A 15,512-nucleotide genomic window follows, 5' to 3' on the forward strand; every position below is an offset into this window, starting at 1 on the left:
AACATTGATTTGATAAGGAGGGGACAAAAATGAAAGGCGATTTTTCACGCTGGACCGCCCCGAACGGGGCACATCAGAATTACAAAGGCGTGCTCATGCAGCAGGGTCGGCCGCAAACGGATGCCGATTGGAACGAACAGGTGCTGCTCACTCTGGACCGGGCTGAAACGGCTTTGGCCGATGTCATTGGCCCAACCGGCACAGCCAAAGGGGGTGGTGGCTTTGCAATCACCAGCGGTCCGGGTGGTTTTGGGGTCGGCGCCGGGCGGTATTATTTAGATGGCGCCTTGGTCGAGAACCCAGAGGATACAACCTATGACGATCAAGGCGGCGATGTCGCAGTCCCGCCGCTGTCCGATGCGGGCGGCAGCGGCACGCAGGTGATCGTCTATCTTGAAGCAAACCACCAACACGTGACGGCACGCGATGACAGCAGATTGGCCGATCCGGCCCTTGGTGGGATTGATACGGCCACCAGGATCAAAGCGGGTTGGCGTGTCGGTGTCGATCCGGTTGATCTCACCGCTGCCCAGCGCGATGATTTGATTGCCGCGGTCAGTTGCGGCGCGCCGCCAGCGCTACCGGGATGGGCGGCATCGACAGGGGCAATGACGGCGCGGACCCTGCCCGCCGGAAATCTGCCCCCCAATAGCGATTGCGAAATCCCGCCAGAGGCAGGCTATCTATCGCAAGAAAACCAGCTTTACCGGGTGCAAATCATCCGGGGCGGCAACCGCGCCCAAGCGCGCTTTGTCTGGTCACGTGAAAACGGGTCGGTACTGGCCGGGCTGACGCGCAACATCGATGGCGATTTCATGCTGCAAGGCGATCGGGATGACGAAGCGCTTGGCTTTAAAACCGGTGACTGGGTCGAAATTTACGATGCGGCAGACAGCTACAATATGCGATCTGGCAATCTGCACCGGATCACCATTGCCGGGGACACGGTGACTTTTGCTCCCGCAATCGCCGATTTTAACGCCCTTGTCCGCCCGCGCGTGCGGCGCTGGGATCACGCGGGCAATACGAACCTTGGGCTGACATTGCTGACCACACCGACCGAGCTAGAGCGCGGGATTGAGGTGAGCTTTACAAACGGCACGTACCGCGAAGGCGATTTTTGGGTGTTTGAAGCGCGGGCCGCGACCGGCAATATTGTCTGGCCGCAATATCCCATGGCAGACCCTACGGCCCCGGTTCCACCAATGGGCTGGGGGCAAAGGCGCGCAGCCTTGGCGCTTGGCGTGATCCAAAATGGATCGCTGGACAACATCATTGATCTACGGGCGGAATTTCCATCGCTGACCTGCTTGCAGGCCGAAGATATCGGCTTTGACGACAGCCTCTGCCAAATGGGCGCTGAAACGGTGCAAGAGGCGATCGAAAACCTTTGCCAGCGCAGCTCATCGGGGCTTTGCACCATCGTGGTCAGCACTGCTGCCGAGTTGGTAGGCGCCGTTGAAAAACTGCCCGCCGGGCGTTCAGTGCGGATCTGCCTACGCGCAGGACAATTCCAGTTGCCGCAGACCTTGGTATTTGACCGACTAAGCCATGTGACGATCATGGGCACAGGGCCGCAAACCATTGTCAGCGTCGCAAGGGGCGAAGCGGCTTTCGCCTTTGTTGATTGCGCCTCGGTCCGCGTGGTGGATTTGTCTTTGAATGGCGGGCCAACCGGATTTTCGGAGCAATTGGTGACACAAAACCGGCTTGGGGCCATCAGTACAATCGATTGCGGGGATGCGAGTTTCGAACGGCTACGACTGCGCTGCAGATCAGGGCGCGACCGGCAGGCAGCTTGTATCTCAACACGCAATAGCGCGCCGCGCGCGCAGGTACTGGTGCGCGATTGCCGCATGCAAGTCGGGCAAAGCCAGATTGGGGTTCAGATTATTGGCGCGCGCCGGGCGCTGGTCCAGGACAATCTGATCGGACCAACGCCCGCCCCAGCTGCGGCTGTCCGGGCCCGGTTCGCCAATGATCCCGTGCTTGTGGCACGATTGCGCAAATCGTTGATCAGTTTCACACCGCGCCCTGGTCAGGGCAAAACTGTGCAGCTCTATAACCACTTCGGTGAGCCAATGACCCAGCTTTCACTTGCAGAGCTGCACGCGCCCAAACAACAGGTCACCATCAGTGGCGGGCGGCAATCGGCAAATATCGACGCCCAGGCCGATGCGCTTGTAACGCAAAGGTTGAACCGCGCATTGGCCGCAAACAGCCAGTCCCGTATGGGAACCGACCAAGAAGTACGACAGCATGTCATCAACGTGATGGAAGAGGCCATTCGCGGAACAAGCGGGCGGGCCCAGATTGGACCAAGCCAAACCCGGCTTGTAACACTCAATCTGGCAACAACCCCTTATCTTGCACAAGGCATCACGATCGCAGGGGCTTCTGTGGATGAGGCACAAGTCACCGGCAACCGGATTGATGGGGCGCTTGACGGTATCCGCATTGCTGCCAGCTCTGACGCTGATCCAGTGCCCGCAGACTGGGTGGTCGTTCAACCGCCGAACATTGTGCAGAACGCGCGGGTGTCAGGCAATGTCATCGGGGTACAGCCCTTGGCCGATACTGTAGATGCACATGGGATTTTTCTGGGGCATGTCGAAAGCGCTTCGGTCGGCGAAAACATCATTTCGGGGGCCGCGCAAAGCACGCCAAATGATAATCCCATGCCGCATTTCGGGCTTTATCAGCACGGGTATCGCGGAACACGGCTGACAATCAGCGAAAATTCGGCACGGCGGCTCTATCATGGGTTTGCTGTTGTACCGGCCATCGACCCGCAAGATGGCCTGGGTGTGTACAGGCTGCGTGACAACGGCGCACGCAGTTGCGTCAGGCCTTATGTTGTCGCCGTAAACGTGCAGGTGATTTGAGAAAATCGTGGCACCGCGGGGCAAAATATGCTATGAATAAGCTGACTCGACCCGGTTTGTGATCGTCTGTGGTATCCTCGCCTGAAAACGAGGAAATTGGGCCCTTCGACTGGCAGAGAGAGTTCGGATAAGGCGCGGTTAATCCCGCGCCTTTACCCATTTCAACCCCATATTTTCATATCTAAAACGATTACTTTGGTGCAAATTGGCGCTTCTTTTCATCATTTTTAACATTTGAATTTGCTTTTTGTCGCGCGTTAAGAAAGTGTTCGCGGAAACAAAATCCGTGCGACTCTGGGAAGCCGGTAAAGAGTGGAGAGCGGCCTTGAGCGAGACCAAAATCAAGAACATGGAAGAATTTGCGGCTGTCAGCGGCATCTCGCGCCCAACTGTGTCCAAATACTTCCATGACCCGCAAAGCGTTCGTGTTTCGACCCGGAACCGGATCGAAGCGGCGCTCGAACGGTATGATTATCGGCCTAACATCTACGCGATGAACCAAAACCGGAAACTGACCAAAAGCATTGGGATCGTGGTCCCGTTTTTGGGTGATCCGTTCTTCGCAGAAATCGCGCGGAACCTCGAGCAGCGCTGCATCACAGCCGGTTATCACCCCACATTGTTCAGCTCACATGGGCAGCCGGTGCTTGAAACACATATTCTGGACAACCTTCTTTCGCTGAAACCGGCCGGGGTGCTGATGGCACCGCTGGGGCGCAATTCGAACAAGGACGCGATCAAGAAATTCTGCGCCCAGGTGCCCACTGTTTTGTTCGACAGCGACATCCAGGATGTCGGGCTAGCCTTTATCGGGTCGGACAACCCGCAATTCTCGATGCATATCGTGGATTATCTTTGCCGGACCGGCAGCGCACCCTGCTTTTTCGAGATGAAGAACCCATCAAACCCCAACGCCAACAAACGGCGGCAGGGCTATCTGCGCGCAATGAAGCAACTTGGACATGAACCGCATGTGGTTTCGGTCGAAGGCAGCGGGTGGGATTTTGAGGAAATCGGGCGGCAAGGGGGACATGCGGCGCTGGTGACGAATCAGTTCATCACCGACACTGTCCTGTGCAGCAATGACCGGCTGGCCATTGGGCTCCTAACGGCCTGTTATGAGACAGGGATTCGGGTCGGTCGACAGAAGGGAAGTGCGATTCGAATCGCCGGACAGGACGACCATCCTTTCTCGCGTTTTACCTGCCCGCCACTGACGACGATCGCGCAGGACTATGATGCGATCTCCAGAAAGGCGGTTGATACCTTGTTTGCAGCCGTCGATGGGGCAGACGAGGCCCGCAAAACAACGCTATTTGATGGTAAGCTGATCATGCGCGATTCGGCCTAACCGACCCAATCTTTACGCGCGTAAAATAGTGGTTGACGGCGCATCTTTTTTTCCACTAGCGTTGTTCCACCACATCCAACCAGGGAGGATCCGGATGTCTTTCAAGCGCAATTTACGCGCAGCGACGGCTATGTCGCTGATTACTGCGACCTCAGCATTTGCTCAGGACACAACAATCACCATCGCTACTGTGAACAACGGCGACATGATCCGCATGCAGGGTTACACCGACCAGTTCACTGCCGAAACAGGCATTGGCGTTGAGTGGGTAACACTCGAAGAAAACGTTCTGCGTCAGCGTGTTACAACTGACATCACCACAAATGGTGGTCAGTTCGACATCATGACAATCGGCATGTACGAAACCCCAATCTGGGGCGCAAATGGCTGGCTCGTCCCACTGGACGATCTGTCCGCCGAGTATGACGTTGACGACATCCTGCCAGCAATGGCCGGTGGTCTGAGCCACGAAGGTACGCTCTATGCGGCACCATTCTACGGCGAATCGTCCATGATCATGTATCGCACAGACCTGATGGAAGCCGCTGGCATGGAAATGCCTGACGCGCCAACATGGGACTTTATCCGCGATGCCGCTGCTGCGATGACTGATCGCGACGCCGACATCAACGGTATCTGCCTGCGCGGTAAGGCCGGTTGGGGTGAAGGCGGTGCTTTCATCACAGCGATGTCCAACTCTTTCGGTGCACGCTGGTTCGACGAAGGCTGGAACGCCACCTTTGACGGCGAAGCATGGGCGAACACACTGACATTCTTCAAAGGCATGATGGACGAAAGCGGCCCTGCCGGTTACGCCACCAATGGCTTTAACGAGAACCTGTCTCTGTTCAACCAAGGCAAATGCGGCATGTGGATTGACGCGACTGTTGCGGCATCTTTCGTAACAGGCGACGATTCAACTGTTGCAGACAGCGTTGGCTTCGCACTGGCACCCGATAACGGTCTGGGCAAGCGTTCCAACTGGCTCTGGGCTTGGGCACTGGGTATCCCAGCGGGTACCGCTCAAGAAGCTGAAGCCAAGCAATTCATCGAGTGGGCCACATCGAAAGAGTACATCGAACTGGTTGCTGAAAACGAAGGTTGGGCAAACGTACCTCCGGGCGCACGTACATCGCTGTACGAAAACCCGAACTACCAATCTGTGCCTTTCGCTCAGATGACACTGGACTCGATCCTGTCAGCTGATCCGAACGACTCAACAGTTGAGCCAAGCCCATATGTTGGTGTTCAGTTCGCTGCGATCCCAGAATTCGCAGGTATCGCAACTGAAGTAAGCCAAGAGTTCTCAGCAGCTTACGCGGGTCAGCAGACTGTCGAAGAAGCACTGGAGAAAGCTCAGGCGATCACCAATGAAGCAATGGAAGCAGCTGGCTACCGTTAAGCCCTGCTCAAATCCCGAGAGGGCGGCCGAAGCGCCGCTCTCTCACCCCCTTCTATCAATTTTGTTCAAATGCTGTATCGTGGCAGAACTGCAATTACGCAGTCTGTGAGCGGAGGAGATGCATCCAATGGCTACCAAGGCTTCCAGATCTGCGGCCCGGTTGATGATGGCCCCGGCAGTTATACTGCTCTTGGGCTGGATGCTGGTCCCGCTGATCATGACATTGTGGTTCTCGTTCCGAACCTACCTTCCACTGCGTGGCGGTGACCAAGGCTGGACGGGTTTCGACAATTACGTTCGTTTTGTAACGTCCAGTTCATTTTGGCCCGCCGTCCAGACGACCTTGATTATCGTGCTCAGCGTTTTGATCATCACGGTAGTGATCGGTGTTCTTTTGGCGATGCTGCTTGACCAGCCCATGTGGGGGCAAGGCGTGGTGCGCATCCTTGTGATCGCCCCATTCTTCGTGATGCCAACCGTGTCGGCGCTGGTGTGGAAGAACATGTTCATGGACCCCGTAAACGGTCTGTTTGCACATCTTTGGCGTTTCTTCGGGGCCGAGCCGGTCAGTTGGCTGTCAGACGCAGCAATGCCGTCTGTCATTATGATCGTCAGCTGGCAATGGCTGCCCTTTGCAACGCTTATTCTACTGACCGCGATCCAATCGCTTGATAGCGAACAGCTGGAAGCGGCTGAAATGGATGGCGCGCCCAAGCTAAAGCAGTTTTTCTATATCATCCTGCCGCATCTGGGCCGGGCAATCACCATCGTGATCCTGATCCAGACGATCTTCCTTTTGGCCGTCTTCGCCGAGATTTTCGTCACCACTGGTGGTGCCTTCGGAACGCGGACCTTGTCCTATCTGATCTTCCAGCGTGTGTTGGAAAGCCAGAATATCGGCCTGGGCTCAGCCGGTGGTGTCTATGCCATCATCCTTGCAAACATTGTTGCGATCTTCCTGATGCGGATCGTCGGCAAAAATCTGGATAATTGATCATGGCCCGTGCTGTTACATCCCGCCGTAAACTGATCAACACCACTGCCGCTTGGGCAGTGGGGCTGCTGATCTTCTTTCCAATCCTCTGGACGATCCTGACCAGCTTCAAGACCGAGGGGCAGGCCATCGCCAGCCCACCGATCTTCCTTGGCTTTGACTGGACACTGGAGAACTATCAAACCGTGATGGAGCGGTCGAATTACGCCCGCTTTTTGTGGAATTCGGTCATCATCGCGGGTGGCTCTACCATTATCGGGTTGATCATCGCGGTGCCGGCGGCCTGGTCGATGGCCTTTGTGCCGTCGCGCCGGACCAAAGATATCCTGCTTTGGATGCTGTCGACCAAAATGCTGCCTGCCGTGGGCGTGCTCTATCCAATCTACCTATTGTTCATCAAAATGGGTTTGCTTGATAGCCGGGCCGGACTGGTCATCGTGATGATGCTGATCAACCTGCCGATCATCATCTGGATGCTGTACACCTATTTCCGGGAAATTCCGGGTGAAATCCTAGAGGCCGCCCGGATGGACGGTGCAACCCTCAAGGAAGAGGTGCTTTATATCCTCACACCTATGGCCATTCCTGGCATCGCATCCACCATGCTGCTGAACTTCATCTTGGCCTGGAACGAAGCCTTCTGGACGCTGAACCTGACGGCTGTGAATGCGGCCCCGCTGACGGCCTTCATCGCCAGCTACTCCAGTCCCGAAGGTCTGTTCTTTGCCAAGCTCAGCGCAGCTTCGACCATGGCGATTGCGCCGATCCTCATCCTTGGCTGGTTTAGCCAGAAACAACTTGTCCGCGGCCTAACATTTGGCGCGGTGAAATAAGGAACCTGACTGATGGGACAAATTCAACTGAAACAGGTCACCAAAAGCTTCGGCGACGTGCAGGTTATTCCACCGCTGGATCTGACAATTGGCGACGGGGAATTCACGGTATTCGTCGGGCCTTCTGGCTGCGGGAAATCAACGCTGTTACGCCTGATCGCCGGGCTTGAGGATATCACAAGCGGGCATATCGAAATCGATGGTCAGGATGCGACAACTCTGGTGCCCGCCAAACGCGGTCTAGCCATGGTGTTCCAATCCTATGCGCTCTACCCGCATATGACGGTACGCAAGAACATCGCCTTCCCGTTGAAAATGGCCAAGATGGACCAGGACGAGATTGACCGCCGGGTGAATGCCGCCGCTGAGGTGCTGAACCTTGCGGATTATATCGACCGGCGGCCCGGTCAGCTCTCGGGTGGTCAGCGGCAACGTGTGGCCATTGGGCGGGCAATCGTGCGCGAACCTTCCGCATTCTTGTTTGACGAACCATTGTCGAACCTTGATGCGGCGTTGCGTGTGGGCATGCGTTTGGAAATCTCCGAGCTGCATGAACGCCTGAAAACGACAATGATCTACGTGACACACGATCAGGTCGAAGCCATGACCATGGCCGACAAGATCGTTGTGCTGCGTGCCGGTAATATCGAACAGGTCGGCTCTCCGCTCGAGCTTTATCACAAGCCGCGCAACCTGTTTGTGGCGGGCTTTATCGGATCGCCAAAGATGAACCTGATCGACGGTCAGGAAGCTGCGAAACATGACGCGCATACAATCGGCATCCGGCCAGAACATATCGATGTGGTCGAAAGCGACGGTCAGTGGCAAGGCACAGTCGGCGTCGCCGAGCATCTGGGCTCTGATACGTTCCTGCACGTGCATAACACAGGCTTTGGCGAGATGATGACAGTCCGGGCAACAGGTGATGTTGCACTGCGCCATGGGGATACAATCCACCTGAACCCACGCACCGATCAGATGCACCGTTTTGACGCGCAGGGTTTGCGGATTGAATGACGCGGCTTGCCGGGAAAACCGCGCTGATTACAGGCGCGGCGCGCGGGATTGGCCTGGCATTTGCTGAGGCCTACGCGCGCGAGGGGGCGATGGTCGCCCTCGCCGATATTGATATTGATCAGGCCCAGCAAGCAGCACGCCAGATCAATGAAACGATCGGGGACCAGGCCATTGCAATCGCGATGGATGTCACAGATCAAGACAGTATCGACACCGGCTTTGCACACGCGATCAAGTCCTTTGGGCAGATCGACATTCTGATCAACAACGCCGCGATATTCAATGCAGCCCCGATCACCGAGATCAGCCGCAATGACTATGTTCAGGTCTTCGACATCAACGTGGCAGGCACGCTTTTCACGTTGCAGGCCGCCGTGAAACACATGATCGGACAAGGGATAAAAGGGCGGATCATCAATATGGCATCGCAAGCCGGCCGGCGGGGCGAGCCTCTGGTGGCTGTCTATTGTGCCAGCAAGGCAGCCGTCATTTCGCTGACGCAATCGGCAGCGCTGAACCTGATCGAACATGGGATCAACGTGAATGCCATCGCACCGGGTGTGGTTGATGGCGAACATTGGGATGGGGTCGATGCCTTCTTCGCGAAATACGAAGGCAAAGCTCCCGGCCAAAAGAAGAAAGAAGTTGGCGATGCTGTCCCTTACGGGCGCATGGGCACCGCCGAGGATTTAACAGGCATGGCCGTTTTTCTAGCCAGCGATGACGCAAGCTACGTGGTGGGACAAACCTATAACGTCGATGGCGGCAATTGGCTGAGCTGACAATGATAAAGTACAGGACCGCAGTACAATGAAACTCTCAAATGCGACCTTGTCGGACCTGCCTAAGGGCGTTTCGGTGCCGACCTATGACCGGTCCGCGCTGACGCCGGGCATCGTGCATATTGGGCTGGGAAATTTCCACAGGGCCCATCAGGCGTGGTATCTACACAGGCTGATGCAAGACGGCAAAGCCCATGATTGGGCAATCATTGGCGCAGGGGTGCGCGCGGGCGATGGCGTCATGCGCGAAAAGCTCTTGGCGCAAGACTGCCTGACCACATTGATTGAGCTTGATCCAAATGGATCCAGCACCGAAATCGTTGGCTCTATGATCGACTTTCTGCCAGTGGCCGACGACAACGCCCCCCTGATCGCGGCAATGTCAGATCCGCAAATCCGGATCGTGGCCCTGACAGTAACCGAAGGGGGCTATTTCAAAGACGCAGCCGGGAACCTGAATACCGACGACCCCGATATTCAACATGACGCGGCCAATCCCGACAAACCACGCACCGCATTCGGGGCGATAGTGGCAGCGCTCAAGGCGCGGCGGGATGCGGGCCATGCGCCTTTTACCGGGCAGTGCTGTGACAACCTGCAACATAATGGCGATATCCTGCGGCAAACGGTGGTCGGACTGGCCCGACTCAGCGATCCGGCATTGGCCGATTGGATTGACGCAAACGGTGCCTTCCCCAATGCAATGGTTGATTGCATCGTACCTGCGACAGGCCCGAATGAGCTTCAGCTGGCGCAAGATATTGGCATTGATGACAGCGCGCCTGTCACACACGAAAACTTTCGGCAATGGGTCATCGAAGACACGTTTTGCGCCGGACGCCCCCCTGGGAAGATGCCGGTGCGACGCTGACCCAATCGGTTGAGACCTACGAGGCGATGAAGATCAAGATGCTCAACGCTGGGCATCAATTGCTGGCCAATGCGGGCGAATTGCTGAACGTACCAACCATTGCGGCCTGTATGTCGAACACGCAAATCGCCGGGTTCTTTCGCAAGGTGCAACTGGAAGAGATCGTGCCTTATGTCGATGCTGTCCCCGAACGGACGCCGACTGAATACCTTGATCTGATCACAGGGCGCTTTGCCAACCCTGAAATTCACGACACCACGCGGCGTGTGGCCTTTGACGGGGCATCCCGGCATCCCGGCTTTGTATTGCCGATCCTGCGCAATGCGCTTGCGGCTGGCGGCTCAATCGAAGGGCTGGCCCTGACCGAGGCGCTTTGGGCACGGATGTGCGCAGGCACCCGCGAAGATGGATCAGTGATTGAGGCAAATGACCCCTATTGGGATGATCTGGTAGCCGTGGCGACCAAGGCCAAATCCGATCCGAAACACTGGTTAGAGCAGCGACAAATCTATGACACGCTGGCAGATGAACCTCGTTTTGCCGCAGCTTTTGATAAATGGCTTCGGCATCTGTGGGACAATGGCACGCAAAGCACGCTCGAACATTACGCCGCCAGTTAGGGTATAGGCCATATTCACGGGCAATTCACCGCATCATCCAACCGTGCAATGCCTAAAACCGCTTGACCTTTGAGGCCATGGAAGGTTGAACAGCCAACAGATTTTCAAAAGCATGTGGGCGGTTTCAGATGGACGACCAGAATAAGAACCTCATCCTTGCAGCGGTGCTCAGCTTCGCCGTGCTGATGGTATGGTCAATAATCGCGCCGCCCCCAGAGCCGATTGATCCGGTCTCAGACCTGACCGAGGCAGAACTGGTCCCATCGGCCGATGCCCCCGTGGCCACCACAGAGACCCCGACACAAAGCGCAGAGCCCGCAGCAGAAGCCCCGCGGATTGCAATCGAAAGCGAGACGCTCAGCGGGTCGCTGTCACTGGCAGGCGGGCGGATTGATGATCTGTCACTGAACAACTACCGCGAAACGCTGGATGAAAGCGCCGAAACCGTCCGGCTCATGCGGCCCGCTGGCGAAATTGATGCCTATATCGCGCTATTTGGCTGGACAGGCGATGTGGGCGTCGCGCCAAACGACACGACCATCTGGACATTGGCCGAAGGCGACGTGCTGACCCCGGACACGCCCGTGACGTTGGAATGGGACAACGAGCAAGGGCAGATTTTCCAAACGAAAATCTCGATGGATGAAGAGTTTATGTTCAGCTTTGAACAAACGCTCATCAATAACGGGACCGAAGCGATCGCATCCCGGCCCTACGGGATTATTCGGCGCTATACCGAACCAAATGACCTTAGAAACTTCTTCATCCTGCACGAAGGTCTTGTGCGGATGACAGACGGAGAGCTGGCCGAGATCGGCTATGACGAGGTTGTGGAACTTGGCCCGAACAATGACGAAGCCAAGATCGACGCAACCGAAGGCGGCTGGATTGGCTGGACGGATCACTATTGGATGACCACCTTGATCCCGGATCAATCGGCACCATTCCAAACCAATATCCGCTATGTGGAAAACCGGGACATCTATCAGGCCGAGGCCGTGATGCCGGCGCAAACCGTCGAGGCCAACGCGACCGCAACGGTAACAACCCGGTTCTTTGCCGGTGCCAAGGAATGGGAAGCGATCCGGCACTACGAACAAGAAGAGGGCGTTGGCGGGTTCCTCGATAGTATCGACTGGGGTTGGTTCTTCTTCCTGACAAAACCAATTTTTGGATTGCTGCACTACTTGAACCTGGCAATCGGCAATATGGGTTGGTCCATCTTGGCTCTGACCGTAATCCTGAAAATCATCGTGCTGCCGCTGGCATATAAATCCTACGTGTCCATGGCACGGATGAAAGAGCTGCAGCCCGAGATGGAAAAACTCAAAGAGCGGACGGGCGATGACCGTCAGGCTATGCAGCAAGGGATGATGAAGCTATACAAGGATAACAAGGTAAACCCGGCCGCAGGCTGTTTGCCAATCCTGTTGCAAATCCCGATCTTCTTCTCGCTGTATAAAGTGATCTTCGTGACCATCGAATTGCGGCATGCGCCGTGGATCGGGTGGATCAAAGATCTCAGCGCGCCAGATCCATCATCTATCATCAACCTCTTTGGCTTGCTTCCCTGGGGCTCACCCGAACCGGGATCGATCCTGGCGATTTTGATGATCGGCATTCTGCCCATCCTGCTCGGTGTGTCGATGTGGTTGCAACAAAAGCTGAACCCAGCCCCAACTGATCCAACACAGCAAATGATCTTTGCCTGGATGCCATGGGTGTTCATGTTCATGCTCGGCTCATTCGCGTCAGGGCTGGTGCTCTACTGGATCGCGAACAACGTGATCACGTTTACACAGCAATATTTGATCATGCGCAGCCACGGGTCCAAGCCCGATGTATTTGGCAACATCAAAAGCAGCTTCCGCCGGAAAAAGGCAGAAGAGGCCGACCAGAAAGAGGGCAAGTAGATGTGCACTGTCGCCGCTTTGTGGCGGCACCCCATCAAAAGCCATGGGCGCGAGGCGCTGGACACGGTCACACTGATCGCAGGGCAGACAATGCCCTGGGATCGACATTGGGCCGTAACCCACGACCGGTCCAAATTCGACGCGCAAAACCCCGCTTGGGTCACCTGCCGGAACTTCATGATCGGGGTCAGTACACCCGGGCTGGCAGGGCTCTGGGCCACGCTGGACACCGACAGCAAAACGGTCACATTGCAGCATCAAAGCTTGGGTTCGCTGACCTTCCAGCCTGATAATCCTGCGGGTGCGGCACGGTTTGTGGAATGGGTGCAGCCGCTTTGCCCGCCAGACAAATTCCAGCCAACCGGGATAGTCTCGGTTCAGGACCGGGGGATGACGGACAGCAAATATCCAACCGTCTCAATCATGAACCTTGCCAGCCACGCAGCCGTCGCTGAACAGCTAGGCAAACCGCTAGAATACGAACGGTGGCGTGGCAACATCTGGCTGGACGGGCTGGACGCTTGGGAAGAAAACAACTGGATCGGCAAAGACATCCGCATCGGCGACGCACTGCTTCGGATTCATGAGCCGATTGAACGCTGCATGCACACTGCTGCAAACCCCCATACCGGCGAGCGGGACACCGACACGCTGGGCGCATTGCGGGGCGGTTGGGGACACCAGAATTTCGGGGTCAATGCTGAAGTCATCGAAGGCGGACAAGTCACGCTGCAGAACAAGGGACAGGTGCTGTAAATGGAACTGCGTTTTCCCGAAGTTGAAACACCCGATGATGCGGCGCTTGAAAAGGGTCGGCTACTCTTTGCGGGCGAAACCGAGTTTCTTAAGGGCGTTGTTGCCATGGATGGTCTGCCACCTGCAGACCGAACCGAGATTTGTTTTGCCGGGCGTTCAAATGTCGGAAAATCCTCACTGATCAACGCACTGACAGGGCGCAAGGGGCTGGCGCGGGCGTCAAACACGCCCGGACGGACGCAAGAAATCAACTTCTTTACTGCTGGCGATATCTACGTGGTCGACCTGCCCGGCTATGGGTTTGCCAATGCGCCTGTCGCTGTGGTCGAAAAATGGCAACGGCTGCTCAAGCAATATTTGCAAGGGCGGCCGAACCTCAGACGGGTCTTTGTGCTGATCGACGCGCGGCACGGGGCCAAGGCCGTCGACGAAGAAATCATGTCCCTGTTGGACAGCGCGGCTGTGACTTTTCAGGTTGTAATGACCAAGGTGGACAAGCTCAAAGGCGGGGCACTGGAAGACGCGCTGCAAAAGACCCGGACCGCACTTGCCAAACATCCTGCAGCCTTCCCCGAATTGATCCTGACCTCTTCGGAAAAAGGGAATGGGATCGCGACATTACGGGCCGTCATCGCGGGCATCTCATGAAAACAAGGACCAAAGACATGAATAGCGATTGGGTTGCAACCGCCGCCACGCTTTCACAGGCCCTGCCCTATATGCAGCGCTATGCCGGGGCGACCATCGTCATCAAGCTTGGCGGGCACGCCATGGGCAGCGATGAGGCCATGCGCAGCTTTGCCCGGGATGTGGTGTTGATGCGGCAGGTCGGGCTGAACCCGGTGATCGTGCATGGGGGTGGGCCCATGATCAACGACATGCTGGCCAAGCTGGATATCCAATCGGAATTTGTGAACGGCAAACGGGTCACAGATCAGGCCACGATGGATGTTGTGGAAATGGTTCTGTCCGGCACGGTCAATAACCGGCTGGTCCAGGCGATTTGTGATGAAGGCGGCAAGGCGGTCGGGTTGTCTGGCAAAGATGCAAACCTGATCATATGCGATCAAACGGATGCGGCGCTTGGGTTCGTGGGCACCCCCGCCGAGGTGGACCCGACGATCCTCAAGGACCTGCATAGCGCTCATGCGATCCCGGTCATTGCGCCGCTGGGGATGGGCCGAAAGGGCGAGACATTTAACATCAACGGCGATACAGCCGCCGGGGCGATTGCGGGGGCGCTGAAGGCAGACCGGCTGCTATTGCTGACGGATGTGGCCGGGGTGAAGGACAAGGATGGCAATGTGCTGACCGAAATCGCACCTGCGCGGATCGGGGATCTGATCACTGATGGCACCATCGCAGGCGGCATGATCCCCAAGACGGAAACGGCGCTTACTGCGCTGAATGCCGGTGTGCGGGCGGTCGTGATCCTTGATGGACGGGCACCTAACGCGTGCCTGCTCGAACTCTTTACCGATCACGGCGCAGGTTCGCTGATCCGCGAACCACGGGGCTGATCCGAAGGCCTGCAATATGCTATCAAACGCCTATTCTAGAATAGGAGTTTGTCATGAAAGCACTTTTGGTAGGCGTGTTTGGTCTTGGGCTCTGTGCCACATCTGCACACGCGATTGACCCTTGCATGGTCGGCGTTTGGGAGGCCGATGGCCACGACATCGCACATGTTATGGCCGAACAAATGGGCGGTACCGCGACCTATCTTAGCGGTACGACATCGCTTGAGATTGACCAATTCGGGAATATGACGCTGCTGGTGGATGATCTGGTGATCGAGACAAAGATGCCTGACATACCGGCGATCCAGGTCACGATTTCCGGATATTCCGAAGGGGCGATGAATGCCGATGATGGGCGCAGCTATGTCGCGAATGCGCCGCATTATGATTTGGTTGGATCAGCTGATGTGCTGGGCACGCGGATGGAAATCCCTGTTACCTCTGCTTCGGGGCCTTGGGGGCAATCAACGGGCATCTATGGCTGCACAGAAGATGGGCTAGCATTTGAGGCCGATAAGCTTGGGACAATCCCCCGTTCTTGGACGCGCGTGCGTTAGCAGATTGCACG

Annotated in this window: 12 protein-coding genes and 1 pseudogene; all 13 read left to right on the forward strand. The window is 56.5% G+C overall.

Going from position 1 to position 15,512, the window contains the following annotated elements; all coding sequences use genetic code 11:
• Positions 1-29: 29 nt before the first annotated feature.
• The 13 genes and pseudogenes from AABB29_RS02780 to AABB29_RS02840 all read left to right on the forward strand — a co-directional run bounded on the left by AABB29_RS02780 (position 30) and on the right by AABB29_RS02840 (position 15,501).
• On the forward strand, positions 30-2,885 hold the full coding sequence (locus AABB29_RS02780) for a DUF6519 domain-containing protein (RefSeq protein ID WP_341368395.1): 2,856 nt from the start codon (positions 30-32) through the stop codon (positions 2,883-2,885).
• Positions 2,886-3,210: 325 nt separating this feature from the next.
• Entirely contained in the window at positions 3,211-4,236 is a 1,026-nt protein-coding gene (locus tag AABB29_RS02785; protein ID WP_373636768.1) for a LacI family DNA-binding transcriptional regulator, read from the forward strand.
• Positions 4,237-4,330: 94 nt separating this feature from the next.
• Positions 4,331-5,638: a sugar ABC transporter substrate-binding protein gene (locus AABB29_RS02790; protein WP_341368394.1), complete on the forward strand. Its 1,308-nt coding sequence runs from the start codon at positions 4,331-4,333 to the stop codon at positions 5,636-5,638.
• 127 nt (positions 5,639-5,765) lie between these two features.
• Positions 5,766-6,632, forward strand: coding sequence for a sugar ABC transporter permease (locus AABB29_RS02795; RefSeq protein WP_341368393.1), 867 nt, complete (start codon positions 5,766-5,768; stop codon positions 6,630-6,632).
• Between the two features lie 2 nt (positions 6,633-6,634).
• Positions 6,635-7,465: a carbohydrate ABC transporter permease gene (locus AABB29_RS02800; RefSeq protein ID WP_341368392.1), complete on the forward strand. Its 831-nt coding sequence runs from the start codon at positions 6,635-6,637 to the stop codon at positions 7,463-7,465.
• 12 nt (positions 7,466-7,477) lie between these two features.
• Entirely contained in the window at positions 7,478-8,482 is a 1,005-nt protein-coding gene (locus AABB29_RS02805; protein ID WP_341368391.1) for an ABC transporter ATP-binding protein, read from the forward strand.
• On the forward strand, positions 8,479-9,264 hold the full coding sequence (locus tag AABB29_RS02810; protein WP_341368390.1) for an L-iditol 2-dehydrogenase: 786 nt from the start codon (positions 8,479-8,481) through the stop codon (positions 9,262-9,264). The genes AABB29_RS02805 and AABB29_RS02810 overlap by 4 nt, the downstream gene beginning before the upstream one ends.
• A 28-nt stretch (positions 9,265-9,292) precedes the next feature.
• Positions 9,293-10,755: pseudogene (locus AABB29_RS02815) on the forward strand (mannitol dehydrogenase family protein).
• Between the two features lie 128 nt (positions 10,756-10,883).
• On the forward strand, positions 10,884-12,668 hold the full coding sequence (yidC, locus tag AABB29_RS02820) for a membrane protein insertase YidC (protein ID WP_341368389.1): 1,785 nt from the start codon (positions 10,884-10,886) through the stop codon (positions 12,666-12,668).
• Positions 12,669-13,424, forward strand: coding sequence for an MOSC domain-containing protein (locus tag AABB29_RS02825; protein ID WP_341368388.1), 756 nt, complete (start codon positions 12,669-12,671; stop codon positions 13,422-13,424).
• Complete coding sequence (gene yihA, locus AABB29_RS02830; RefSeq protein WP_341368387.1) at positions 13,425-14,072, forward strand: ribosome biogenesis GTP-binding protein YihA/YsxC; 648 nt, start codon at positions 13,425-13,427, stop codon at positions 14,070-14,072.
• Between the two features lie 17 nt (positions 14,073-14,089).
• Positions 14,090-14,944, forward strand: a complete 855-nt coding sequence (gene argB / locus AABB29_RS02835; protein WP_341368386.1) for an acetylglutamate kinase — start codon at positions 14,090-14,092, stop codon at positions 14,942-14,944.
• 53 nt (positions 14,945-14,997) lie between these two features.
• Positions 14,998-15,501, forward strand: coding sequence for a hypothetical protein (locus AABB29_RS02840; RefSeq protein WP_341368385.1), 504 nt, complete (start codon positions 14,998-15,000; stop codon positions 15,499-15,501).
• Positions 15,502-15,512: the final 11 nt, after the last annotated feature.

The sequence above is a fragment of the Yoonia sp. BS5-3 genome, assembly GCF_038069655.2.
GTDB lineage: Bacteria > Pseudomonadota > Alphaproteobacteria > Rhodobacterales > Rhodobacteraceae > Yoonia > Yoonia phaeophyticola.